General features: G+C 35.8%; 21 protein-coding genes and 1 riboswitch. All 21 genes read right to left on the reverse strand.

Going from position 1 to position 24,484, the window contains the following annotated elements:
- Positions 1-34 precede the first annotated feature (34 nt).
- Positions 35-218, reverse strand: a riboswitch (Lysine riboswitch).
- Between the two features lie 48 nt (positions 219-266).
- Positions 267-1,331, reverse strand: a complete 1,065-nt coding sequence (gene orr / locus DYH56_RS00460; protein WP_114640878.1) for an ornithine racemase Orr — start codon at positions 1,329-1,331, stop codon at positions 267-269.
- Positions 1,328-2,713: a GlmL-related ornithine degradation protein gene (locus DYH56_RS00465; RefSeq protein ID WP_114640879.1), complete on the reverse strand. Its 1,386-nt coding sequence runs from the start codon at positions 2,711-2,713 to the stop codon at positions 1,328-1,330. Before DYH56_RS00465 ends, orr (DYH56_RS00460) begins: the two co-directional genes overlap by 4 nt.
- Positions 2,714-2,887: 174 nt before the next feature.
- Positions 2,888-5,092, reverse strand: coding sequence for a D-ornithine 4,5-aminomutase subunit OraE (oraE, locus tag DYH56_RS00470; RefSeq protein WP_114640880.1), 2,205 nt, complete (start codon positions 5,090-5,092; stop codon positions 2,888-2,890).
- On the reverse strand, positions 5,092-5,469 hold the full coding sequence (locus DYH56_RS00475; protein ID WP_114640881.1) for an ornithine aminomutase subunit alpha: 378 nt from the start codon (positions 5,467-5,469) through the stop codon (positions 5,092-5,094). Before DYH56_RS00475 ends, oraE begins: the two co-directional genes overlap by 1 nt.
- Positions 5,470-5,558: 89 nt before the next feature.
- The gene (locus DYH56_RS00480; protein WP_158538997.1) at positions 5,559-6,413 is read right to left on the reverse strand and encodes an arginase; all 855 of its coding nucleotides are present in this window, start codon (positions 6,411-6,413) and stop codon (positions 5,559-5,561) included.
- Between the two features lie 100 nt (positions 6,414-6,513).
- Positions 6,514-7,911: a 2-amino-4-oxopentanoate thiolase subunit OrtB gene (gene ortB, locus DYH56_RS00485; RefSeq protein WP_162056563.1), complete on the reverse strand. Its 1,398-nt coding sequence runs from the start codon at positions 7,909-7,911 to the stop codon at positions 6,514-6,516.
- Entirely contained in the window at positions 7,911-8,216 is a 306-nt protein-coding gene (gene ortA, locus DYH56_RS00490; protein ID WP_114640884.1) for a 2-amino-4-oxopentanoate thiolase subunit OrtA, read from the reverse strand. Before ortA ends, ortB begins: the two co-directional genes overlap by 1 nt.
- Before the next feature lie 129 nt (positions 8,217-8,345).
- Positions 8,346-9,404: a 2,4-diaminopentanoate dehydrogenase gene (gene ord / locus DYH56_RS00495; RefSeq protein ID WP_114640885.1), complete on the reverse strand. Its 1,059-nt coding sequence runs from the start codon at positions 9,402-9,404 to the stop codon at positions 8,346-8,348.
- Positions 9,405-9,550: 146 nt separating this feature from the next.
- Positions 9,551-10,741, reverse strand: coding sequence for an alanine racemase (gene alr / locus DYH56_RS00500; RefSeq protein ID WP_114640886.1), 1,191 nt, complete (start codon positions 10,739-10,741; stop codon positions 9,551-9,553).
- Between the two features lie 1,035 nt (positions 10,742-11,776).
- A complete protein-coding gene (orr, locus tag DYH56_RS00505; protein ID WP_114640887.1) occupies positions 11,777-12,838 on the reverse strand; it encodes an ornithine racemase Orr in 1,062 nt (353 codons plus the stop codon).
- Entirely contained in the window at positions 12,835-13,692 is an 858-nt protein-coding gene (locus tag DYH56_RS00510) for an arginase (RefSeq protein ID WP_114640888.1), read from the reverse strand. Before DYH56_RS00510 ends, orr (DYH56_RS00505) begins: the two co-directional genes overlap by 4 nt.
- Positions 13,693-13,784: 92 nt before the next feature.
- Positions 13,785-14,987, reverse strand: coding sequence for an alanine racemase (gene alr, locus DYH56_RS00515; protein WP_114640889.1), 1,203 nt, complete (start codon positions 14,985-14,987; stop codon positions 13,785-13,787).
- Positions 14,988-15,212: 225 nt separating this feature from the next.
- Positions 15,213-16,205, reverse strand: a complete 993-nt coding sequence (locus DYH56_RS00520) for a 7-cyano-7-deazaguanine synthase (protein WP_114640890.1) — start codon at positions 16,203-16,205, stop codon at positions 15,213-15,215.
- Positions 16,206-16,291: 86 nt separating this feature from the next.
- A complete protein-coding gene (locus tag DYH56_RS00525; protein WP_114640891.1) occupies positions 16,292-17,599 on the reverse strand; it encodes an MATE family efflux transporter in 1,308 nt (435 codons plus the stop codon).
- Between the two features lie 216 nt (positions 17,600-17,815).
- Positions 17,816-18,268: a cell division protein SepF gene (locus DYH56_RS00530; RefSeq protein ID WP_114640892.1), complete on the reverse strand. Its 453-nt coding sequence runs from the start codon at positions 18,266-18,268 to the stop codon at positions 17,816-17,818.
- A 12-nt stretch (positions 18,269-18,280) separates the two neighbouring features.
- Positions 18,281-18,955: a YggS family pyridoxal phosphate-dependent enzyme gene (locus tag DYH56_RS00535; protein ID WP_114640893.1), complete on the reverse strand. Its 675-nt coding sequence runs from the start codon at positions 18,953-18,955 to the stop codon at positions 18,281-18,283.
- A gap of 10 nt (positions 18,956-18,965) precedes the next feature.
- Positions 18,966-20,057, reverse strand: coding sequence for a radical SAM family heme chaperone HemW (gene hemW / locus DYH56_RS00540; protein ID WP_114640894.1), 1,092 nt, complete (start codon positions 20,055-20,057; stop codon positions 18,966-18,968).
- Positions 20,058-20,219: 162 nt separating this feature from the next.
- Entirely contained in the window at positions 20,220-21,215 is a 996-nt protein-coding gene (locus DYH56_RS00545) for a BMP family lipoprotein (RefSeq protein WP_114640895.1), read from the reverse strand.
- A 342-nt stretch (positions 21,216-21,557) separates the two neighbouring features.
- Positions 21,558-22,568, reverse strand: coding sequence for a BMP family lipoprotein (locus DYH56_RS00550; protein ID WP_114640896.1), 1,011 nt, complete (start codon positions 22,566-22,568; stop codon positions 21,558-21,560).
- 147 nt (positions 22,569-22,715) lie between these two features.
- Complete coding sequence (locus DYH56_RS00555; protein WP_114640897.1) at positions 22,716-22,925, reverse strand: helix-turn-helix domain-containing protein; 210 nt, start codon at positions 22,923-22,925, stop codon at positions 22,716-22,718.
- A 187-nt stretch (positions 22,926-23,112) separates the two neighbouring features.
- Positions 23,113-24,471 (reverse strand): MFS transporter, encoded by a 1,359-nt coding sequence (locus DYH56_RS00560; RefSeq protein ID WP_114640898.1) that lies wholly within the window; start codon positions 24,469-24,471, stop codon positions 23,113-23,115.
- Positions 24,472-24,484 lie beyond the last annotated feature (13 nt).

Here is a 24,484-nt window from a genome sequence, read left to right on the forward strand (position 1 = left end):
AACAATAAAACTTAAATAAAGTCTATGCTCAAAATCATTTAATAGCACATCACCAATTTTATATGGTGACAGTCTTATGGATCTTATCCATAATCCCAACACAAAGAATTTTGACTCTTTTCTTCGCATTTCGGCAAATTTACCTTTCATTCTAGGATCAACGCTTGTCATGACTAACCTATAATTACTCTTTAATATTTGCAACCTCTATCTAAATTTTTCTTTTCTGAAAGTTATTCTATAATAATTTATTAATTCTGTCAATTTTAATTAAACACTTTTTTTACATAGGGTGATGTGGTTAACTGCAAAAGGGAACCATAATCTAACTTAAATTCCACTATATCTCCTACCTTATATTCCCTTTTTGAATCGGTTACATCCAGCACCAAATGATCACTACTGGCACCTAATATTATTAATTTTTCATCCATTGCTTCTAAGTTAGACTGGTCTACATCTTGTTTTCCAATGGCTAATATAGCACGTTTTCTCTTTCCCCTGTCGATAAATACAGGTTTTTTCCCAAAAGCATTGAGCCCAATTTCTCCCACTGGATAGGACTCCTTTTCTTTCAGTTCTATTATCTCTACCTCTAATTTTACACTGTCATAGAAGCACCCTTCTAGATTTTTTCCATAGGCTGTTCCCCTCCCAAAGATAAGGGCTTCTCCCAACCTTAGGTTATTTATTTTTGGCGGCATCTTCTTCTTCCACAAAAGATCTAAACTACTGGAATTCCCTCCTGAGATAATATTCAATTTTAAATCATATTTTTTCTCTATTAAATTCGCAATTTTTTCTAATTGTTCTAAATTATCGAAGCTGGGGATGATCCCACCATAACATGTGAGATTCACACCTATCCCCTCTAATTTAATATTTTGCATAGAACTTATCTGATCCATATAGCTCTCTACATCTTCAGGCAGGATTCCCTCTCTGAGGTCTCCTAATTCAAGCATCAGAATAATTCTGTGGACTCTATATTGTTTTCCTGCCTCCTCATTTAAAAGAGCTATAGTAGATATTTCACTGTTTAAACTTATATCCACATGTTTTACCACTTCTTTTATCTGGGAACTCATAGGCAGACGGATCATTACCTTGGGAACATCTAAGCTTTCATATTTTTTTAAATTTTCTACCCTGGAATCTCCTAAATATTTTACTCCTCCTTCCACTAATATCTTAGCTACCTCAATATTTCCAGAAAAAACTTTGGTTATTCCCACTACATCTATCTGGGATTCCCTGCATTTTTTTGTCAAAACTTTTACATTTTTTCTAATTTTATCCAAATCAACCACTACCCTTGGGTATTCAGTCATAAAGTTTCCACCTCCTCTATCCTTAAACTTTTTTTGAGTAATTTAACAGCTGACTCTTTATTATATTTTGATAGGACTCCCAAAGAAGCCATAATATAATCATTATCTATCAATATTTTTACCTCTGGTGTAGGCAGAAGTTTATCTCCCTTGTTGCTCATTGCTACTTTTTTTAAGATCTCTAACCTGTTTGGCAGTTTAGTCAATGCTCCTCCAGTCCCAATTATCCACTTCACACTGGTAAGGTCCTTTCCCTCAGCAAGAGTTTTTTTAGTTTCACCAAAAAGGTGTCTATATCCTCCCGCATGCCGATGAATTGACATAATTACCGCTTTTTCCGTCAGGATCTCTACTAATTTCATCTCCACTTCACTTTTAGGAATAGGCGGAAAATTCAAAAGATGTTCCGTCAGCTCTTCCTCCTCCAAGGTCAGTTCTTTAGCCAGGTTTTTTTCTCCTATTATCTCAACTATGTTTTTCATATTTACATAGACTCCCAAGTCTCCCTCAACAGTCCTTTTGGCTATAGGTTCCGGGGAAATTAAAATACGCGTAATCTCCTCACTGCCATCGGTTACCGAATGGATATCTGTGGTAGCTCCCCCCACATCTATCGTTACCAGATCCCCTATAACTTCTTTCAAGATCTTAGAACCTTCCATTACTGCTCCCGGAGTAGGTACTATAGGTCCGCTTACTATGTCTCTTACCCTTTCCATCCCCGGAGCATGGATGATATGTTCTTCAAAAACATCCTGGATTACACGTCTTACAGGTTCGACATTCAGCTGGTCTATCTTAGGATATACATTTTCTACTATCTTTAGAAGATCTTCCTTCCCATAGTCCTCAAATATTAACTTTATTTCCTCACAATTTTGGATGTTCCCTGCATAGATTACAGGGACATCCAGATTAAGTTTAGCCAGGAGTTCTGCATTGTATAGAGCTGTATCCCGCTCACCATAGTCCACTCCTCCAGCAAGTAAAATTATATTTGGTTTAATTTTTTCTATTTCCTTTAGATCGGTTCTTCGGAGTTTTCCCGATGTAACCATGTGGATATTTGCTCCCGCTCCAAGGGCTGCTTCCTTTGCCGCTTTGGCTGTCATATCATATACCAACCCATGAACAGTCATCTTCAGGCCCCCTGCCGCACTGCTTGTAGCCAGGAACTCATCATATTCCAACTCTCTAATCCCCAATTTTTCCTCTAGATCATAGGTAGCATCCATAAGACCTAGATTTACATCACCCTGATCTACCGTGGTAGGTGCCTGCCCCTGCCCTATAAATTTAGGGTTTTCTCCCTCTAGATTTCCAAAGGCATTGACAACTGTTGTAGTACTTCCTATCTCTGCTACCAAAACATCTATTTTCATATATCACCAACCTTTTTGAAACCGCTAATATTGCGAAAACCTTTTCAATATAGAGGCTCAAAGTATTCAGAGAAACACGGAAGAAATTTTCTGTAAATCTCAGTGACCTTTGGCCCCTGCTTTGTCTAGATTAGTTTAATTTATATTTCTGTTTTTTTAGTTTAAGTCATAGACTTATTTCCCTGCCATCATCTCTTTCTTTCTTTTCACCAGGAATGAGGCTACATTTACTCCTCTGTCATTTTTCGAGAACCCTTCATCCATCCCATTTTTTCTAGCTATCTCAGGTGTTACCTGGGTACCGCCGGCACAGATAATTATCTTATCTCTGATTCCTTTTTCAATGGCTAATTCATGTAATTTTTTCATATTCTTATAGTGAACATCGTCATGGGAGATGATTGTAGAAGCTAATACTACATCTGCATTTAATTCCACAGCTGCATCAATTAATTTCTCACAAGGTACAGAAGTTCCCAAATACTCAACTTCCATTCCAAATTTTTCCACTCCTCCATGTTTTATATCTATAACTTCACGAAGTCCAACTGAATGTTCGTCTTCTCCTACAGTTCCTGCTACTATCTTCATATCATATTTTTCTACCAATTCTCTGATCTCATCATCTGACATTACTTCAGGCTCAGGCGGTATTACCAAACTATTCAGATCCAGATCAAATTCAACCTTTCCTTTGACCTGTACCCTGGTTCCCTCGCTTATATGCATAACTTCAGAATGAATTACCTCTGGATTTGTCAGATTCATCTTCTTGGCAAATTCAATAGCGGCAAATTCTGCTACCCTCTGGCTTGTAGGCAGGAATAGCTCTATCTGTACAGTTCCGTCAGCCAGCCATTCTACCTCTGGCTTGATCTTAGATGTGGATCTATACTCCTCATTTTCTGCCATCCTTACATTTACATTATCTACGTCATCTAACTCATCGATATATACGATCTTATCTGGATCTTCAAATGTGCAGCCACCTATTAAGTCCGCTGGATTAGTAGCTCCGTATTGATCTATATTATTATTTCCAAAATGTCCTGTTACAGGGGCCATATAGTCTTCATCCCTTGTGAATACTCTTCCTGCTCCTACTCCTCCATCTTTTTTTCTGCCTATTCCATCACCATTTTTTTCAGGATAGTTACCGGAATCTACGAAGAAACCTTTTTCTACAGCTTCAAAATATCCGCCGGTTTCCATCATCTCTTCCAGATAAAGTACTGCTCTTTCCTTTAATTCTCTTACCATTTTTGGAAGGTATCCGTCTTTTCTTACTTCTACCATCTCCAGTAACCCGTCTAACCCTACTAGAGTTTGTTTAGCTGTATCACAAGCCTCTATATTATACACATGCCAAGGTACATTTCTTCCCTCATCTGGTGTAATTGTAGACTGGATATCAGCACTTGTCAGCCTGGAGATCATCATATTCATTACATGAGTTACTGTAGCTTCCCTGGAAGATGAAGTGATATATTTTGTATTCATCTGAGCTCTCATCTTATATTCTGTAAATAGATCTCTAAGAGCCACTGCATAAGGCAGGTCAAATTTCATAGATGGTGCCGGGGCTGCTGTAGGTGGTACAGTAGAAAGACATATATTTTCTTTCTTTATTCCTGATTTATATGAAAATATAGAGTTAAGCCCGTGCTGAACCATAAGTTCCGGCATTACCTTCCATGCATCTCTAGCTGTTGCATTGGCATTATGTGCTCCATCTATTTGAGCCATCTCAGCCCAACCCATTATTTTTTTAGATTCCGCCGCATCTATAAATGATCTTATCATATTTATATTTCTATAGAGTACATTGTATTGGGGGTCCTGATGGGCTCCATTTACACCCTCTTCCGCAAACATTACCGCTACGTCAGGTCCTGCTACTCCAGATACATATGAATGGTAGTTTATAGGTCTCCCTACCTCTTCCTCTATGAGATCACAAGCTTTCCTCTGTGCTCTCACTTGTTTTCTAGTGATAGGAACTCCTCCAATCCCCTGGGGCGTTCCCTCGATCAGTCCATCAAAATGAGATTGTCCAGCTGTTCTGATTACCATAAGGTGATCCGCTCCATGCCAGGCTGCCATCCTCATCCTTCTTATATCATCTTCAAATCTTCCTGATGCTATCTCTGTTGTGATTACTTCTGCTGGCTGGGGGTCTAAATTATCAAAATATCTGGATGCTGGTATTCCTATAGAATTTTTTAACGGTTCCGAGCAGTCAGTAAATTCAAATGCTCCCATCTTTAAATTCTTTACCTTCTTTCTCCAAGTCCATCCCCTTCTTTTGGGTCTGTAATTTTCAAGGTCACTCAGGATCTCTCTTATATCCATTTTTTCAGTTGGTATTAATTTTTTCATTATTTCTTACCTCCCTTAAAGATTTCTATAAGGGTATCCCAGTGGTTCCCCTCTATCATCTCTTCCCCTGCTTGCCGGATAGATATGTTTTTTTCCTCTGATATCTTATATACTAAATGACCTACACCCTTCCCCATAAGCCCTCGATCTATTGCTCCGTCTACCAACGGCTTAGCCTCTATACTGGAAAATCCCATTCTTAAGAGTACAGATCTCTCAATTGAAGGTGTTGTGTGTGTTTTAGCCAGGTCTAACATTGGATCCACTAATTTTTCTGCCAACTCCCAAAATCTGTTTTTTAATTCCTCATCTGTTAAATTATGCAGATGTTTTCTTCTTGTAGAGAAATCATCCTCTCTTTTTAAATATCCTTTCATCTCATCCCCCCTAATCGCCTATGGTGAAGCTGCAAGGGCTGCCCTTGCAGCTTCGTCTATGGCAGCTGTTCAAACTGCCTCTATTAAATTTAATTTATTTTCTTCTCTATTAATTGGAGTAACTCATCTACATATTCAGAAGTTTCCGCTCCCTTTTCATATATTGGGTTATATTCCACTATATCTATAGATGTTACAGATGCCGTATCTATCATCTCCGATACCAGGGTCTTACCCATTTCACGGCTAAGCCCCCCTGGAACAGGTGTTCCAACAGCTGTTATCTCTGCAGGATCTATCCCATCCAGATCAAAACTGATATGCAGGTTTTTATCTTTAAAGAATTCTTTTACCTCTCCTAAAGCTTTTTCAAACCCCATCTCTGCTATCATTTCCCAAGTATAATTTTTGATCCCCAGTTCATCGATCAATTTTTGTTCCTTCTCATCTATATCCCTGGTCCCGAATAGGATTACATTTTCTTTTTTTACCTTAGCTCCATTGTAGAAACAATCTATTAATTTGGAATGTCCGTGTCCTACAGAAGCAGCCAGCGGCATCCCATGTATATGTCCTGAATCACTTATCTCAGGAGTATTCATATCCCCATGAGCATCCATCCATAATATTCCGATCTCTTTTTCTTTGGCCACCCCGGCTATACTTCCTATGGCTATGGCATGATCTCCTCCCAGACTAATGGGAAAATCTCCATCCTTTATTATCTTATTTACATTGACAGCCAATTCTTCACAGGTTTTTGCCACTGTATTCAGATATTTAGCTCCCTTTGTTGAAAAATCTTCCAATTGTTTCTCTACTCCTAAAACCTCTATCTTATCTCTATATTTTGGATATCTGTCTATAAAGTTTTCTACACTAAATTCCAGTCCGCATCTGTTAGCTCCAAAGTTTAATGGTACCCCTATTATTTTTGTTTTCAAAATATTCAGCTCCTCAATTTTTTTTTATTTTACTACATCTATTGTCATTTTTGTCTCAAGAGCAATATAATTGAGTTTTTCTTTATTTTTTACATAAATTTTATTTTAATCTTCCTTTTACTTCTTCTACTGTTAAGTTTGTCTCAACAGCAATATAGCTGAGTTCTTCATCACTAAATTCTCTGTCGTCAGATTTTTTCTTCACCATATTTTTTACATATGATTGTCTTATCTTATCCATATCTAAATCCACAGCTTTTATCATCTTTGGATGTTCCGGTAATATGATGCTCTTTCCGGGAATTTCATCTCTAGGGTTACCAAAGTGTAGGTCTATCCCATTATCCCTTGCAAATGACAGCTGCGGCTGAATATGTTTTCCTGCACCTGTATATTCTGTTTCCTGTACCACTATGATCTGATCTTCATCCATTTCCTGTGCTATGGAAAAAGCTGCTGCCAAGGATGTATTCCCGGCAGGTCCTCTCTCCAGCCCTTCTAATTGTGCCAGAGATTCTGTCATATAAAATACTTCCCCCTGAGTTATTGTTACATACCGATCCATATATCTAAGGGGTCTGGCTGCTGATCTGGGTACATCGGATCTGTCTGGATTAGTTGTAAATGGTATCCCAAACCCGGTATGTCCCGTTGTAAATGATTTTTTATTGAAATCAGTATCCGATGCCATGTGTAATCCTTTTAAATTTACACTTGCTCCTACTACTTTTACACCTTCTGCTCCTACTTTTCTCATTCCACGGGCAGTTCCAGTTAGATTTCCCCCTCCTGCATTGGTACACACCACTACATCAGGCTGTTTCCCTGTCTTTTCAACTATCTGCTCCACCAGTTCTGATCCCAGTGTTTCTACTCCTGCGATACCAAATGGTGTATAGAGGGAAGCATTAAAATACCCTGTTTCTTCCAATAAATTTAAGAATGAGTAAAATAATTCAGGCCCCACAGTCAGTTGAACTACCTCAGCCCCGTATGCCTCACACTTTCTGGCTTTTTCTACAATTTCAGGCTGCCCTTTTCCTTGGCTGTCATAGCACTCCTGCACTATTATACATTTTAATCCCAGCATGGCTGCCTGAGATGCTACTGCTGCTCCATAGTTTCCAGAAGTTGCAGCAATAACTCCTTTATATCCCAGCTTTTTGGCATGATATACTGCTGTGGCAGCACGCCTGGCCTTAAAGCTTCCAGATGGGTTAGATGCCTCATCTTTTAAAAATATTCTGGCTCCCTTTCCAGCCGGAGCCATTTTTCTGGCTAAATTAGTCAAATTTCTAAGTTCATATATAGGAGTATTTCCTACTCCGGTTTCCCCTTGTATTTTTTTTATCTCTTCCAGCGAATATCCCGCTTCCCTCATCATAGCTTCATAGTCAAAAACTATCCCTTCCTTCTCAAAGGTATCGTAATCTATCCCTACAGCTTTTTTCATTATCTCTGTCTTTCTAGACATCACAGCATTATAACTTCTATCCATTATTTCCCCTCCCCATCAAAAAGTAGTTCCTTCAGGGTTTTTCCTATCTGTAAAATTTCAGGCACATGGTTTCCATAGTTGTGTTTATGGTTGGGATGGATCTCAATCAATTTCCCACTAACCTTTCTCCCTACTATTGTCTCTATATCTGCCATCTCTCCTACCTCGGTGTCTTCCAACAAAAATCCCTTTATCCACATCTCCAATGGAACTTTTTTTGTATCCTCCGGTATTTGAGGTGCTCTGTCTTTTGGTTCCAATACTATGTTGTAGATCATTACCCAGTCACCTTTTTTAGCTAACATATAACTACCTCCTAAATACCCTCATCCTCATCTCCTTCTCCTCAAAGGTAGAAGGAAAAATTAATTTTAATATTGTAGAATCAACCCAGAGGAAGAGGGCAGCAATAATTTTCTCTTTTTTAGTATCGACTAATTAAGTTCTACCTCTATCATATCCCTGTAATCTCCAACTATACATCTAGGAACCGGCAGATCGATCATTGTTTTTAATCCAGGTCTGGAATTTATGATTTGCGGTATCATGTTGATACACATTGCGATAGTTCCTATTCCCCCATCTATCTCAGGAGTGATTGCCATACTGATATTAGGAGTTCCAGCCAATGTGATATAGTCACCTGTTTCTACTCCTCCTAATTGCGGCTCTATTTGCTGCGGGTGAACCATTTCTACTTTCTTCTCCCCTTCTACATATCCGTCTCCTAACATAGAACATCCTGCTACATATCCTGCATCCACTTTTATATACTGTGTTTCACGAGGAACATCTGTCACTATTGGAGCCATAGAAGTCTTTAACGGCCCGTCTAATTTCCACCCTACTGCATCTGTCATCATATTTACAGATTCTTCAAATCCAACGTGTCCTGCTAAGGTACCTGCCTTATCCTGCTCTATAAAATCTTCCTTACTGAGCCCTACTCCCTGCTCCTCCATAACTGCATGACCAAATGGAGACAGACTGTTTATCCTCTCTGATTTTATATGTGTAAGATCCGTCATAGCACCTGTTAATGTCAATACCAACAAGTCCATCATGAGTCCTGGGTTTATCCCTGTTCCCAATATTGATACACCATTTTCTTTGGCTATTCTATCTAATTCCAATGCTTCCTCTGGGCTCTGTGCCTTTGGATAAGCCATCTCTTCCGCTGTAGATATTACATTTATCTTCTTTTCCAAAACTAACTTTAATCTAGGAAATGCTTTTTTTACAAATGAATCTGTGGCACACAGACATACATCACAAGACTTTTCTTTCAATACTTCATCTATATTTCCATTTATATAAACCGGAGCTCTATCTCCCCTGTTTACTCCTAAAACTTCATGCATCTCCCTGTCTACCCTGTCTGGATGAAGGTCGCATACACCTACGATTTCTATCCCTTTTTTATTTAATAGTGCCTTAGCCATCCCACTACCCATTGCTCCAAATCCCCATATTGCTACCTTAATATTTCTCATTTTTACCCCCTTGACGACCTTCGGTCGAATTGATAATTAATAATTAATTCCTTTATTCTTACTTCCCCTCGATTCACGAGTACTTAAATTTATTCTAAAGTCAGGATTAATTTTGATATTCATGAAATCTCCATAAGAAGGAGGAGTTACAAATCTATATTGTCCAATACTTCATCCTTTATCTCTATAATTTCATTATCTTTTTTATATACTCTAGGAACTCTTTTACTTACATTGCATAGGACTTCATAACTTATGGTCCCCAATATATCTGCTATATCCTCTGGAGTCACTCTATTGTACTGGTCTTCCCCGAATAAGATAACTTCATCTCCTCCATGTACATCTAAACCTGTTATATCCACTACAAATTTATCCATACAGATGGCTCCAGCTACTCTCGCCACTGCATTTTTACCCTTGATGATTACTTTTCCCTTATTACTGAGTCCACGGCTGTATCCATCTGCATATCCGATTGGTATCAATCCTGTCCGGGATTCTCTGTTTACCGTATATGTAAGTCCATAACTTATTGATTCCCCTTTTTCCAGTGTTCTTATATGATAGATCTTACTGTGCAGGGACATCACCTGTTTCAAATCTATCACCTTATCTTTCTCCTGTACTTCCGATGGATAGTGTCCGTACATGAGGAGTCCTGCCCTCACCATATCATAGTTAAATTCCGGCAGATCTAATATGGCTGCACTATTTGACACATGTTTTATGGGTATTTCTACCCCTAGTTTTTTTAGTTCATCTATTATGTACGTAAATTCCTTCACCTGTTTTATGGTGTACCATTTATCTGCTTCATCAGCCACTGCAAAATGGGTGTAGACTCCCTCTAAATATAAGTTATCCAGCTCACTTATCTCTTTTATAACTTCTACAGTCCTATATTTTATAGGTAATCCTACCCTATGCATTCCCGTGTCTACATTTATGTGTACCGCAATTTTTTTCCCGTGTAATTTAGCCAATTCATTTAATACTTTGGCCTGTCTAAGGGAGTATATTGTAGGAGTTATATCCCATTGAATTACCTCTTCTAAATTAGCATCTGGAGTATATCCCAGCAATATAATCTGTATATCCTTATATGAATTCCTTATCTCTATAGCTTCCGACAATACTGCCACTGCAAATTTATTTATATTCTCTGCTTTTAGTGTGTCGATCACTCCCAGAGCTCCATGACCATAGGCATCAGCTTTTATTACCGCCATGACTTCGGTTCCTGGTTTTATGTGTTTTTTTATCTCCCTCATATTGTGTCCCAAATTATCTAGATTGACCTCTACCCAAACAGGTCTTTTGAGATTTAATTCCATTTTTTCTTCACACTCCTGATATCTTTTTACATATATATTTTATTTATTTTTTATATCATACTCACAACATATTAAATATAGGAACATAACAATTTTTCTATTTAAAACAAGTGTTATAAATAAAGGTCTCTCAATTATTATTAGTGAATTTATATCTCTTATAAATTTACTGAATATATCTTTCACTTTTATATTAATACATTATCCTTCTAAATCCAAACTTTTTGTCTAAAAATTAATCATTTAAGTGTTTTCTAATATACTTTTAACGCTAAATCATATATAAAATATATGAATTACATAGTATTTCCTAAGAAATTCCTCATTTTAAAAATTAAAGTTATTCTTCATCATTCAAAAAATGAATGACTCCTCATTTTTAGGTTAAAAAAATAGTCAGCACTTTTCTACCCCAGCCCCCATCTGGATGATTTTTTTGATATAATATAACCATGAATACCACTATTAAACTAAAAAAATAATTCTTTTATTGATGCTCCTCATAGAGCTATTATTTTTTCCTCTACTCAATAATAGTCTACTTCTTTTTTTTTTTATATCATAATTCATTATATTCATCCTGTATATGCCGACCCATTCATTTCATTCATCCTGGGAATGTTTAAGTTTCGATCCACTACCTTATTTTTTTCTTCTTTTGAGAAATTATAAGTGCTTTTTTTAAATACAACCCACTCTATTTACCAAATATATGTCATCATTTATGCACTATTTACCACAAGAATACTTAAATTCCATTCTACTGTTGTGATTTTTTCTTTTTTTAAGAAATTATAAGTATTTTTTTCAAATATAACTCACCTTATTTATAATATATATATAACTGTATTATTTCTATTTATTTTATTCATCCTAGAGAAGTTTGAATCCCATTCTACTACCGTGATTTTTTTCTTCTTTTGAGGAAGTGTAATTCAAAAAAGGTTATAGACGGATGCCGTCTATAACCTTTTTTTTATTATGTTTTATTAGGTTGTTTCAAAAGTATTTTTTATATAAATAGAACAGCACACTTTACCATGTTTTTTTTACGTAGGGTGATGTGGTTAACTGCAGAAGGGAACCATAATTCAGCTTAAATCCAACTATATCTCCTACCTTATATTTTATTTTTGAGTCAGTTACATCCACCACCAAATGATCACTGCTGGAACCTAAGATTATTAATTTTTCATCCATTGTTTCTAAATTGGAATGATCTACATCTTGTTTTCCAATAGCTAGTATAGCCCGCTTTCTCTTACCTCTATCGATAAATACTGGTTTTTCTCCAAAAGCATTGACTCCAATTTCTCCCACTGGATAGGACTTCTTTTCTTTTAATTCTATTATCTCTACCTCTAATTTTACACTGTCATGAAAGCAGCCTTCCAGATCTTTTCCATAAGCGGTTTCCCTTCCAAAAATAAGAGATTCTCCCAACCTTAGATTATTTATTTTTGGCGGCATATTATTGTTCCACAAAAGATCCAAACTACTGGAATTTCCACCTGATATAATATTTAATTTTAAATTATATTTTCCCTCTATTAAATTCGAAATTATCTCTAATTTTTCCAAATTCTCAAAGCTGGGAATGATCCCACCATAACACGTGAGGTTTACACCAATCCCTTCTAATTTAATATTTTTCATAGAATTTAGCTGATCCATATAACACTCTACATCTTCAGGCAGGACCCCTTCTCTCAGGTCTCCTAATTCAATCATCAAAATAATTTTATGAACTTTACCTTGTTTTCCTGCCTCCTCATTTAAAAGGGCTATGGTAGATATTTCACTGTTTAAACTTATATCCACATGCTTTATCACTTCTTTTATCTGGGATCTCATAGGCAGACGGATCATCACTTTGGGAACATCTAAATTTTTATATTTTTTTAAATTTTTCACCCTGGAATCTCCCAAATATTTTACCCCTCCTTCCACCAAGACCTTGGCCATCTCCAGGCTTCCAGAAAAAACTTTGGTTACCCCCACTACATCTATCTGGGATTCATAACATTTTTTTGTCAAAAATTTTACATTATCTCTGATCTTTTCCAAATTCACTACTACTCTTGGGTATTCAGTCATAGAGTTATCTTCTTCTCTATTAATTGAAGTAACTCATCTACATATTCAGACGTTTCCATTCCCTTCTCATATATCGGATTATATTCCACTATATCTATAGATGTTACAGATGCTGTATCTATCATCTCCGACACCAGAATTTTACCCATTTCACGGCTGAGCCCTCCTGGAACAGGAGTTCCAACAGCTGTTACCTCTGCAGGATCTATTCCATCCAGATCAAAACTGATATGCAGGTTTCTATCTCTAAAGAATTCTTTTACCTCTCCTAAAGCTTTTTCAAACCCCATCTCTGCTATCATATCCCAAGTATAGTTTTTGATTCCCAATTCATCTATCAGTTCTTGTTCCTTCTCATCTATATCCCTGGTCCCAAATAGGATTACATTTTCTTTTTTTACCTTAGTCCCCTTATATAAACAATCCACCAATTTAGAATGCCCATACCCTATGGATGCAGCTAGTGGCATTCCATGTATGTGTCCAGATTCACTTATCTCAGGAGTATTCATATCCCCATGAGCATCCATCCATAATATTCCTATCTCTTTCTCTTTGGATACCCCGGCTATACTGCCTATGGCTATGGCATGATCTCCACCTAAAGTGATGGGAAAATTTCCATCCTTGACTATCTTATTTATGCTCACAGCTAATTTTTCACAGGTTTTTGCCACTGTATTCAGATATTTAGCATTCTTTCTTGAAAAATCTTCCACTTCTCTCTCTACTCCTAACACCTCTATCTTATCCCTGTATTTTGGATATCGGTCTATAAAGTTGTCTACACCAAATTCCAATCCGCACCTGTTAGCTCCAAAGTTTAACGGTATCCCCACTATTTTTGTTTTCATTAAATCATCTCCTTTGTTTTCTTTTTTTCATCAATTATCATGTATGATAATTGGCGGCTAAGTTTTTAGTTTTTATTACTGCGAAACATGGGTTAAAAATTTAAATCTATCTTGTCCAGCACTTCATCCTTTATCTCCATTATCTTATTCCCTTTTTTATACACTCTAGGAACCCTTTTACTTACATTACATAAAATTTCGTAACTTATGGTCCCCAGCATATCCGCCAGATCTTCCGGAGTTATTTTATTGTATTCATCCTCCCCGAATAAGATAACTTCATCTCCTCCATTTATATCCATATCTATATCTGTAATATCTACTACAAATTTATCCATGCAGATAGCCCCTGCTACCTTTGCCAATCTATTTTTCCCTTTGATAATTACACTTGCTTTATTACTGAGTCCACGGCTGTATCCGTCGGCATATCCGATCGGTATCAACCCCAGCCTGGAGTCTTTGTTTACCGTATATGTCAGTCCATAACTTATTGATTTACCTTTTTCCAATGTTCTTATATGATAGATCTTACTATGGAGAGACATCACCGATTTCAACTCTATCACCTTATCTTTCTCCTGTACTTCCGATGGATAGAGTCCATACATGAGGAGTCCTGCCCTTACCATATCATAGTTAAATTCCGGCAGGTCTAATATAGCAGCACTATTTGACACATGTTTTATAGGAATTTCTACCCCCAATTTTTCCAACTCATCTATTATATATTTAAATTCTTCCACCTGTTTTATGGTATACCCTTTGTCCGCTTCATCAGCTACTGCAAAATGAGTATAAACCCCCTCCAAACATAAATTATCCATCTCGCTTATCTCTTTTATAACTTCTACAGTCCTATATTTTATAGGTAATCCTACCCTGTGCATCCCTGTATCTACACTTATATGTACAGCAATTTTTTTCCCATGTGATCCAGCTAATTTGTCCAATATTTCAGCCTGTCTAAGGGAATATATTGTAGGAGTTATATTCCATTTAATTACCTCTTCTAAATTAGCATCTGGAGTATATCCCAGCAATATAATCTGTATATCCTTATCTGAATTCCTTATTTCTATAGCTTCTGACAACACTGCCACTGCAAATTTATTTATATTTTCTGATTTTAGTGTCTCTATCATTCCCAAAGCACCATGACCATAGGCGTCGGCTTTTATTACTGCCATAACTTCAGTTCCTGGTTTTATGTGTTTTTTTATCTCTCTCATATTGTGTCCTAAATTATCTAGATTGATCTCTACCCAAACAGGTCTTTTAACATCTAATTCCATTTTTTTCACACTCCCAATATCTTTTTATCCCATATATTTATTACAAAGAAAGGTACCTCGACCGGCATTATACCATTTTCACAATTAAATGTTGCAATAAATAATTTATTATATGGCACCCTTATAAAAATTTCTCAAATTGATACTATTTATTGAACTTTCACCATGGTGCACGCATAAAAAAATAAGGTTATAGACCTCATCCGTCTATAACCTTATGAATTTTTATAATACTAAATATTTTTTTATATCTTCAGCTAATTTCTCTAAATTTACTTCCTCTACATCTACAATCTTTTCATTCATCACTACTTGAATTTTTTTCTTCCCCTTAGCCTGTGAGTATCTTGAAAATAAATTTTGAGCTAAGGCAATTTGATCTTCATTCAGATCTCCATATCCTACGATAGCCGGCCCCGGAGTACCTGCTCCTGCGATATACAGAGTTCCATATCCCTTGTACTCAGAAAGTTTGAAGTTATCATCCTTTTCCCTTCCAACAAATAGATATTTACCACTGTCTAATCTAAAGAACCTTCCCCTCTTTGTCAGGTGGAACAGGTGTGAATACTCATCACTTAAAAACCCATCCTCTTCCAAAGTTCTCAACCTTTTAGAATAATTTGGCTCTGTCAACATACATCCCCCGCCGGGAGTTGGATATTCTACAATCCCCCATTTTTCTACCAGTTCCAATTGAACTTTTCTACTTCTACCGTTAACATCCATCAATTGTTCCCTGTCGATCCATCCTAATTCCTCAGGTTTTGTGATAGGTAATAATTTAGCACATAATGGTCTCACTATCAGGTCTTCCAGATCTACACCGGATAATTTTTTTACTCTATTCAATGAACTAAAATTTTGAGACATGGGTCTTTGTCCTAAAACCTCTCCAGATATCAAAAAACTAGCCCCATATTGTTCTAATAATTCTCCCGCTTTTTCAAACATAAGAGCGTGACAATCGATACACGGATTCATGTTTTTTCCCCTTCCACTGGGAGGATTTTTTACCAGTTCTGTATGGATCTTGCTAAAATCTACGTATTCTAATTTTACCCCCAATTGTTTAGCCATGTTATCTGCTTTCTCGTTTTTTCCGCCGAAAAAATGAGATACAAAATTAAGTGCTATAACCTCTATTCCTTGCTTTTGTACCAGCTTAATAGCTAAGGTACTGTCTAATCCACCTGAAAAAAGTGCTAATGCTTTCATCTTTGTTCCACCGTCCTTTTAAAATGCTCAAGGAGTTTTATCCCCTCTAAATAAATTGTTTTTTTACTTTATTAGTAAATAAAACATTATACCATTTTTTTCCTTATTCCCCAAATAATAAGAACTGTAGTTGTCATTTCTGCCAATGGTAAAGTTAACCAAACTCCGTCTATCCCATAAAATTCAGCCATTGGGTATAGCAGTATTGCAGTCATCCCAAGACCCCTTAAAAACATTATAAACATTGAAATTTTTGTCTGTTCCACAGCCTGAAAATAAGTCCCCATAAATAGATTGAACCCCATAAAAATTATGGCTATAAAAAATAATGGAAATCCATTTGTGGCTACCTCTGTTAGTTCTCTATTTTCGCTTACGAATAAATTTACCAAATTTTCCCTGTAAAAAACAACGCCTATATATATCAACACTCCCACACAAAATGAAGTTATCACTCCTATTTTTAACATCTCATCCAGCCTGTTTTTTAAACTACTCCCATAATTTATACTTATGATGGGCTGGCACCCTTGGGATATACCCAGATATAAAAGATAGATCATCCAGTTTATATTAAGTATGATAGCATAGGCAGAAACTCCTATAGATCCACTGAGTTTGAACAATATTCCATTCAGTAAAAAAATTACTACCCCTCCAAATGCGTCTGTTATAAAACTCGGGAATCCAGTTTTTATTATCCTCTTCAATATTTTAATATTAAGCCCGTCTTTTATTACCCCCAATGTATTTTTAGAGCTGATAAAGTGTGTTGCCAGGATCAAGGTATAGGTTAGTTGAGCTATTCCTGTAGCTGTGGCTGCACCTATCATCCCCCATTTAAATATAAATATAAATATATAATCTAAAACAATGTTTGTTAGTCCGCAGATCATCATCCCTACCATGGCCAGATTTGGATTGTTATCATTCCTGATAAATATATTCATAGTATGAGGAATTAAATAAAAACATGTAAACAGCGATATCACCTTTAAATATGATCTTACCATATGATAAATTTCTCTGGTAGCTCCCAGCCCGCTGACTATATCTTTTAAAAATAATTGTTGTATTATTGTCAATATTATACTTAATCCTATGGCTAATAACAATGCATTGGTAAAGGCTGTTTTTAAACTATCCTTTTTCCCACGGCCTAACTCTATCGCTCCTACAGTAGCTCCGCCCATACCCAGCAGCAATCCTATGGACGAATAGAGGGTAAACATAGGGACTGCCGTGGTAAGAGCCGCCAATCCTAAACTTCCTATCCCGCGGCCTATAAATAAGGTATCTATAAAAATTAATATTCCTACAGACAATGTTCCTGCCACCGATGGCAGGAGGTAGTTTAGAAATAACTTTAATATAGGATCTTTCCTTAAATCCATTTTTATGCCTCCTGAAACAATATTTTTCTATATAAAAATAAAATTCTCCTTCATACTCCCCTTACTCATTACAATATTTTAATACTTTTCCCTTATTTCAACATGTTATAACACGGTCCTATACCATTTGCAACCTTTTTCAACTCTACCCTTATATTTTTAAATTTTCACAAAAAAAAAGATTCTAACTCATTAGACGTCAGAACCTTTTTCCCCCTATCCAAATATTTCGTTATTTTCATCTTCTACATATGATTTTATCCCATCAGGTATAGATACATATACCTTCTTACTCACAGTTATAAACCTGGCTTTTTTTACTTCCATAGCTCCACTTAAAAAATCCAGCATCCTTTGAGCCATTTCATTGCTCAAGCTCTCTAAGTTTACAGTTACAATCTTTTCCTTATTTATATAGTTTGCAATCTTTTTACACTCTTCAAAACTAGTAGGGCTGACAAAAATAGTCTGATAGTCGCTTATATTTTCATTATTTTTATACACATTACTCTTTAAACTCGGTGTAGGTGATGATGGAACTGATAGATTTTCTTCTTCTTTTTCCCCTGCTTCTTCCTCCATTTCAACCATTATTTCATCTTCGATTTCATTGGATCCTTCTGTCCCCTCAAATCCTAAAACTTGTTTAAAATTTTTAAATAATTCCATAATTTTCTCCTCCTACTTGAATATCTTACTTCCAACTCTAAGTATTGTTGCCCCTTCTGAAAGGGCTATCTTATAATCATTTGTCATTCCCATAGAAAGTTCTATCAGACTGCCATTAAAATGTGTTTTATTTAGTTCATCTTTCAATGTTTTCAGGTCTGAAAACACCTTCCTCACTACTTTTTCTTCCTCAGTAAAAGGTGCCATGGTCATAAGTCCGCAAATCTCTATATTTTCAAATTTTAAAAGATTTGGCAACTCCTCATATAACCTTTCTATCGAATACCCTTCCTTACTTTCCTCTTTGGATATATTTACCTCTAATAATACTTTTATCCTTCTATTATTTTGTTTAGCTCTCTTATCTATCTCCTCCGCCAGAGAGATCTTATTGACAGAGTGGATCATCTCAATGTAGGGAGCAATATATTTCACCTTATTTTTTTGTAAATTTCCAATAAAATGCCATTTTATATCTCCTGTTTCTAAAGTTTCCAAAATATTTCTTTTTTCTTCTAAAGCCTGTACCCTATTTTCTCCTACAACCCTGCATCCTGCCTTGACCACTTCTAATACCCCATGTGCATCAACATATTTAGTTGTAGGCAGCAGTGTCACTACTCCTGGATTAGGTGAGTATTTTTCTATCTCACTTTTCAATTCTAAAATATTTTCTCTTATCCCCATAACTCCCCCTCTATTCCATGATTTCTACAAAAACATCATTTGCAAACATAAGCCCCTTAGATGTCAATTTATATATGCCTTCCTCATTTTTTAAATATCCTTTTCTACAAAGTTCCTTTATTTTTTCAAAGTAAAGATTATTTTCCGCCTCTATTCCTTCATTTAGAAGGCGAAGCCCCAAAATATAATAATTTTCTATCCTGTCTTTATCACTGACTTCTTCTTCTTCCATTAGTGGTTTTTCAGCTGTATCTATCTTTTTATAATAATCAGACAGTTCCACCTGATTTTTATACCTGATTCCTTCATAATATCCAGAAGCTCCCAGCCCGACTCCTATATACTCTATATTTTTCCAATATTTACTGTTATGTCTTCCTTCATATCCTTTTTTGGCAAAATTAGATATCTCATAATGAAGATATCCTATTTTTTTTAACCTGTCTATTATCAGTTCATACATCTTTGCTTCCAAAGCATTATCCAGTGGGTTCAATTTCCCGCTGTCCAGAAGATCCATAAATTTTGTCCCTTCCTCCCAGATTAAGGAATATATGGATATGTGTTCCGGCGATAGTCTTTCAACTATATCTAAATCTTCTTCCAGTTCCTCAATGGTCTGGTCAGGAGTGGCAAATATCAAATCGATGCTGATATTTTCAAATCCTGCTTTTCTGGCGTCATTATAGGTTTTTATAGCTATCTCCTTACTATGAATCCGTCCTAAAACTTTTAATTTTTCATCATTAAAACTTTGGATTCCAATACTCAACCTGTTTATTCCTATTTTTTTCAATCCCTCTAACTTTTGCATATCCACTGTCTGCGGATTCACTTCCAAAGTGATCTCAGCACCCTCATTTATAGCTAGTTCTTCTAAGATCTTTTCTATCTCTTCTACTTCCAATAGAGATGGTGTTCCACCTCCAAAATAAACAGTATCATATTTTAACTTAGGATATAATCTTATCTCCTCTATTAATTTTTCTACATATTCAATCCTGTCTGTCTTACTTTTTTCCTCACATGAAAATGAAAGAAAATCACAATATCCGCATTTTTTTACACAAAATGGAATATGAATGTATATAGCGTCACACATAACTTTTTCATCCCTTCTATTACTTAATTAATTTTCTATTTTTAAAATACCTTATAAAATTCTATAACTTTTAAATATAAGTTAATTATAACAAAAAAATCAACTTATTAGAAACCATTTTATAAATAAAAAAAACCTAGGAAAGATCCTAGGTTTTAAAGTTTATTTTAATTTGATTGAACCATCAATTATACCTTGCTTGATTTCTTCTATTTTTTGAAGTTTTTCCTCACCGATTATATCTTTAGTGTATTCAAATTTAGAAGTTCCTACACCATTGTTGGCTACACCAAATCTATTTATTCCTGGTTTGAAAGTTCCCTCTTTAACATCTTTTACTGCTGCAAATACTGCTTGGTCTACATTTTTAATCATAGAAGTAAGCACTGTTCCTGGTGCTACATAGTCTTGATCTGAGTCTACACCGATTGCATAGATTCCCATTGCCTTGGCACCTTCTATTACTCCTGTACCTGTTCCACCAGCTGCATGGAAGATTACATCTGCACCTTGATTATATTCTGCAATTGCACTTTCTTTTCCTCTAACTGGATCGTTAAAAGGATTTGGTCCAGATGTATACAAAGTAGTTACTTTGATATCAGGATTTATATATTTTGCCCCTTGAACATATCCGCTTTGAAATTTTTGAATTAAAGGTACTTCCATCCCGCCAACAAATCCAACTGTATTTGTTTTTGACATCATAGCTGCTAAAGCTCCTACTAAGAATGAACCTTCATCTTCTGCAAATACCAATGAAGTTACATTAGGTGCGTCAATTACTTCATCTATGATAGCAAACTTAACATTTGGATGTTCTTTTGCTACTGTTTCTACTGAGTCTTTCATTAAGAATCCTACACCTACTACTAAATCGTAGTTATTTTCGGCAAATTCTCTTAAAAATTGCATATCCTCCGATGGAGAAGCTGGTTCTACATATTTAAATTTAATCCCTAATTGTTCCTCTGCCATAGTAAGTCCTCTATAAGCCGAGTCGTTGAATGATTTATCTCCTAATCCACCTGTAGATAATACGATACCGACATTAAGAGGTTTTTCAGCCTTAACTTCTTTCGTTTCCTCTGTCTTTCCTCCGCATGCAGTTAAAAGCATAGCAAAAACTACTGTGAGTAATATAAATATTTTTTTCATCTTCTTCCTCCCGTTAAATATGATTCTAATTCATAATACCATATTTTTTTATCGTGTTCAACAATTAAATTGAAATATGTTCACAATTTTCACTATTTATTCTTTTTTAATTCATTATACTATATTTATAGATTTATTTTCACCAATCCATTCTTAATAATAATCTTTAAATAATTGATACATCTGGTCTAATGTTGAATCCACCCTTTTAATATTTAGAAAAAATTTCCATCTACTCGAAGTTTTCATTTTTGATTTTTAGACAACTACCTGAGATCTCTCTTTTATAAAATAGATATATAAAAAAGGAGTTAATTTATAAAATTAACTCCTAAAAAATATTTATTTTAATTTAGACATCTCTGCTTTCACATCAATTTTACCTGATATGATATCTGCTTTTATCTGATCCAATCTTTTTAATTTATCTTCACTGATCTGGTCTTTAGTATATTGAAGATCTGTTATTCCCACACCATCATTGGCTAAATTAAAGTCTTTTTGTCCTTTTGTAAATCCTTTTTCCTTTGTCTCTTTGATTATAGCAAATACTGCTCTGTCTACTTTTTTAAGCATAGAAGTAAGTACAGTTCCCGGTACCACTCCATCCTGGTTAGAGTCTACACCTACTGCATATACACCTCTTTCTTTAGCTGCTTCAAATACTCCCATTCCTGATCCTGCTGCTGCATGGTATATAACGTCTGCTTTACTATCGATCATAGATAACGCCATCTCTTTTCCACGAGCTGGGTCATTAAATGGACTGTTCCCGCCAACATATGCATCAAATGTAGTTATTTCAGGATTGATATATTTTGCTCCTGCCATAAATCCATCTCCAAATCTTTTGATAAGTGGTACTTCCATTCCACCTATAAATCCTATTGTGTTTGTTTTCGTCATCATTCCTGCCAATGATCCTGCAACAAATGACCCTTCTGGTTCATTGAATGTAGCTGATATTACATTAGGCATATCGATAGGTTCGTCTACCATTAAAAAGTGCACCTCTGGATATTCTTCTGCTACTTTAACTATAGAATCTCTCATTTGGAATCCTATACCAATTATTAAATCGTAATCTGCTTCTGCAAACTGTCTTAAAAACGTATCAAATTCCGATACATTTGCCGGTTCTACATATTTTATTTTTACTCCTAATTTTTCTTCTGCTTCTTTAAGACCTGCATAAGCTGAGTCATTGAATGATTTGTCTCCCAATCCACCTGTAGATAGTACTAATCCTACCCTGAATGCCCCATTGTCCTCTGCTTTTTCTTCCTTTGCTCCACCACATGCTGTTAATAATAATGCCATAATAACCATTATAAGTGTTATCATTTTTTTCATCTTTTCACCACTCCTTTTATAAACTTTCAGTATTATACACTAATATCCACCTAAGAAACAGGACATCTGTCTTGATGTTACTCTTTTTTTCAGACTTAATAAAATAAAAAAAAAAGGATTAGCTATATACTAATCCTTAACTCTCACCTATCTAACTTTATCTACTATGATAATCTCTTTTCCCATAGCATTCAATAGATTTTGTACAAATTTTAATCTAGGATCAATAGCTCCTATTTCAAATCTACCTACTGCTGAAGTATGTTTTCCTAATTTTTCTCCTAGCTCTCTTTGTGTAACTCCATTTTCCCTACGGTATGTTCTGCATTCTTCAATCAATCTATCTCTTAAGCTCATTATATTCCTCCCAATTATTGCTCACTAAGATATTTTAAAGTGATTATAATCTCCCTTTTAATTAAAATTTTGATTAATTTTGGAGGTCACTAAAAAAATACATTAGCTTCACTCATAATAACATATAAGTCAAGAAAAATCAATAATTTTCCGGGTTTTTCACAAAAAAAATTAAACATTACTGAATTTAACTGCCCTCTCTATCTTCCTCCGCTTGTTTTTCCGGATAAAGATAATAAAAAACAAAGGAAATTCCAAAGGAGATCGCTGAAAATATAGTGGTGGAATATACACCACTTTTCTCTACTCCCTGGGGTTTTGTTGAGGTCATAGCATCTATGAAACTCCCCGATCCAGCCACTAATAATACGGGCAGGGTGGCTATGGATACCAAGAATGCCATCTTTAGAAAAAAACCCTGGATACCAAAACATATCCCCTCTACCTGGGTTCCGCTGTCCTTTGTGATACGAGTACCTATCTCACTGAGCATTGCCGGCGGATAGATAAAAGCTGCTCCTGCAACTGGTATCCCGATCAATCCAAATAGTGCTAACCCGTATTTAACAGGTACTCCCCGGCCGAGGTAGTTTAATAGGAGTGATGTAACTATCAAAATTACCAATGAAATTAACATGGGTTTTTTATACCCTATCTTTTTACAGAGTCTGTTTGTGGGGTAAAAAAATAACGCTGACATACCAAACAATATCGCTGAAGCTATAGTTATCGCTTCCTTTCCGAGTCCCATAACATCCTCCACAAAGTAGTTCATAGTTCCACGAAGGGTATTAAATCCTATAAAGAAAAATAGTAAGCCCAACAGATAATAGATAAAAGATCTGTCTTCAAATATTATCTTAATCGAATTTTTTAAGGATTCTGTCGATTTCCTCCCATGGGATAGTTTTTTTTCAGGTACACCAAATATAGTTATGAGAGCTGGCAGGACAGAAAATAAAGCCAAAACAATAACCATTCCCCTGACACCTTTCTGGGTATCTCCACCCCCTATAATTTTTATCAAAATCCCCGGTAAGATCATAGCCAGGGCAGTGTATAACAGCCTGAATACAGACTGCCAGGTAGACAGGTTCAGCCTGTCTTCTTTAGTGTTGCCAATTTCCGGGATCATGGCATTATATGGTGCTCCTACGATGGTGTAAAATACAAAAAAAATAGATCCTACACACATCAAATATATAAAAGTCATCCAGTCATTACCTAATACCGGATAAAAAAATGCAATGGTAGACAGTGCCAGGGGTACAGCTCCCGCTGCTATAAATGGTATCCTCCTGCCCCATCTGGTATCCACCCTGTCAGACCAATATCCCACCAAGGGATCTGAGATCATATCTACAGATCTCGATATGATTAATGCCAAAGATATTAAGATCGGTGCCATTATCGGTGTCAATCCTGAATTTTCAGGGGGCAGATAGTAATACAGCACCCACTGGGCAAATATCTGGTCTACTATGGCATAGCTGACACCTACCCCATAGAATATCTGGTATTTTAAACTTAATTTTGTTTGTTCCAAATTTTTACCTCCC

Source organism: Psychrilyobacter piezotolerans (assembly GCF_003391055.1).
GTDB lineage: Bacteria > Fusobacteriota > Fusobacteriia > Fusobacteriales > Fusobacteriaceae > Psychrilyobacter > Psychrilyobacter piezotolerans.

Coding starts and splice junctions, on each gene's coding strand:
- hemW (WP_114640894.1), bottom strand. CDS start 20,057: ATGTGTGACGCTATATACATTCATATTCCATTTTGTGTAAAAAAATGC.
- DYH56_RS00520 (WP_114640890.1), bottom strand. CDS start 16,205: ATGAAAGCATTAGCACTTTTTTCAGGTGGATTAGACAGTACCTTAGCT.
- DYH56_RS00475 (WP_114640881.1), bottom strand. CDS start 5,469: ATGAAAGGATATTTAAAAAGAGAGGATGATTTCTCTACAAGAAGAAAA.
- ortA (WP_114640884.1), bottom strand. CDS start 8,216: ATGTTAGCTAAAAAAGGTGACTGGGTAATGATCTACAACATAGTATTG.
- DYH56_RS00525 (WP_114640891.1), bottom strand. CDS start 17,599: ATGGATTTAAGGAAAGATCCTATATTAAAGTTATTTCTAAACTACCTC.
- alr (WP_114640889.1), bottom strand. CDS start 14,987: ATGGAATTAGATGTTAAAAGACCTGTTTGGGTAGAGATCAATCTAGAT.
- DYH56_RS00550 (WP_114640896.1), bottom strand. CDS start 22,568: ATGAAAAAAATGATAACACTTATAATGGTTATTATGGCATTATTATTA.
- DYH56_RS00465 (WP_114640879.1), bottom strand. CDS start 2,713: ATGAAAATAGATGTTTTGGTAGCAGAGATAGGAAGTACTACAACAGTT.
- orr (WP_114640878.1), bottom strand. CDS start 1,331: ATGACTGAATACCCAAGGGTAGTGGTTGATTTGGATAAAATTAGAAAA.
- ortB (WP_162056563.1), bottom strand. CDS start 7,911: ATGGATAGAAGTTATAATGCTGTGATGTCTAGAAAGACAGAGATAATG.
- DYH56_RS00535 (WP_114640893.1), bottom strand. CDS start 18,955: ATGGGGATAAGAGAAAATATTTTAGAATTGAAAAGTGAGATAGAAAAA.
- DYH56_RS00510 (WP_114640888.1), bottom strand. CDS start 13,692: ATGAAAACAAAAATAGTGGGGATACCGTTAAACTTTGGAGCTAACAGG.
- ord (WP_114640885.1), bottom strand. CDS start 9,404: ATGAGAAATATTAAGGTAGCAATATGGGGATTTGGAGCAATGGGTAGT.
- DYH56_RS00555 (WP_114640897.1), bottom strand. CDS start 22,925: ATGAGCTTAAGAGATAGATTGATTGAAGAATGCAGAACATACCGTAGG.
- DYH56_RS00545 (WP_114640895.1), bottom strand. CDS start 21,215: ATGAAAAAAATATTTATATTACTCACAGTAGTTTTTGCTATGCTTTTA.
- orr (WP_114640887.1), bottom strand. CDS start 12,838: ATGACTGAATACCCAAGAGTAGTAGTGAATTTGGAAAAGATCAGAGAT.
- DYH56_RS00530 (WP_114640892.1), bottom strand. CDS start 18,268: ATGGAATTATTTAAAAATTTTAAACAAGTTTTAGGATTTGAGGGGACA.
- oraE (WP_114640880.1), bottom strand. CDS start 5,092: ATGAAAAAATTAATACCAACTGAAAAAATGGATATAAGAGAGATCCTG.
- alr (WP_114640886.1), bottom strand. CDS start 10,741: ATGGAATTAAATCTCAAAAGACCTGTTTGGGTAGAGGTCAATCTAGAT.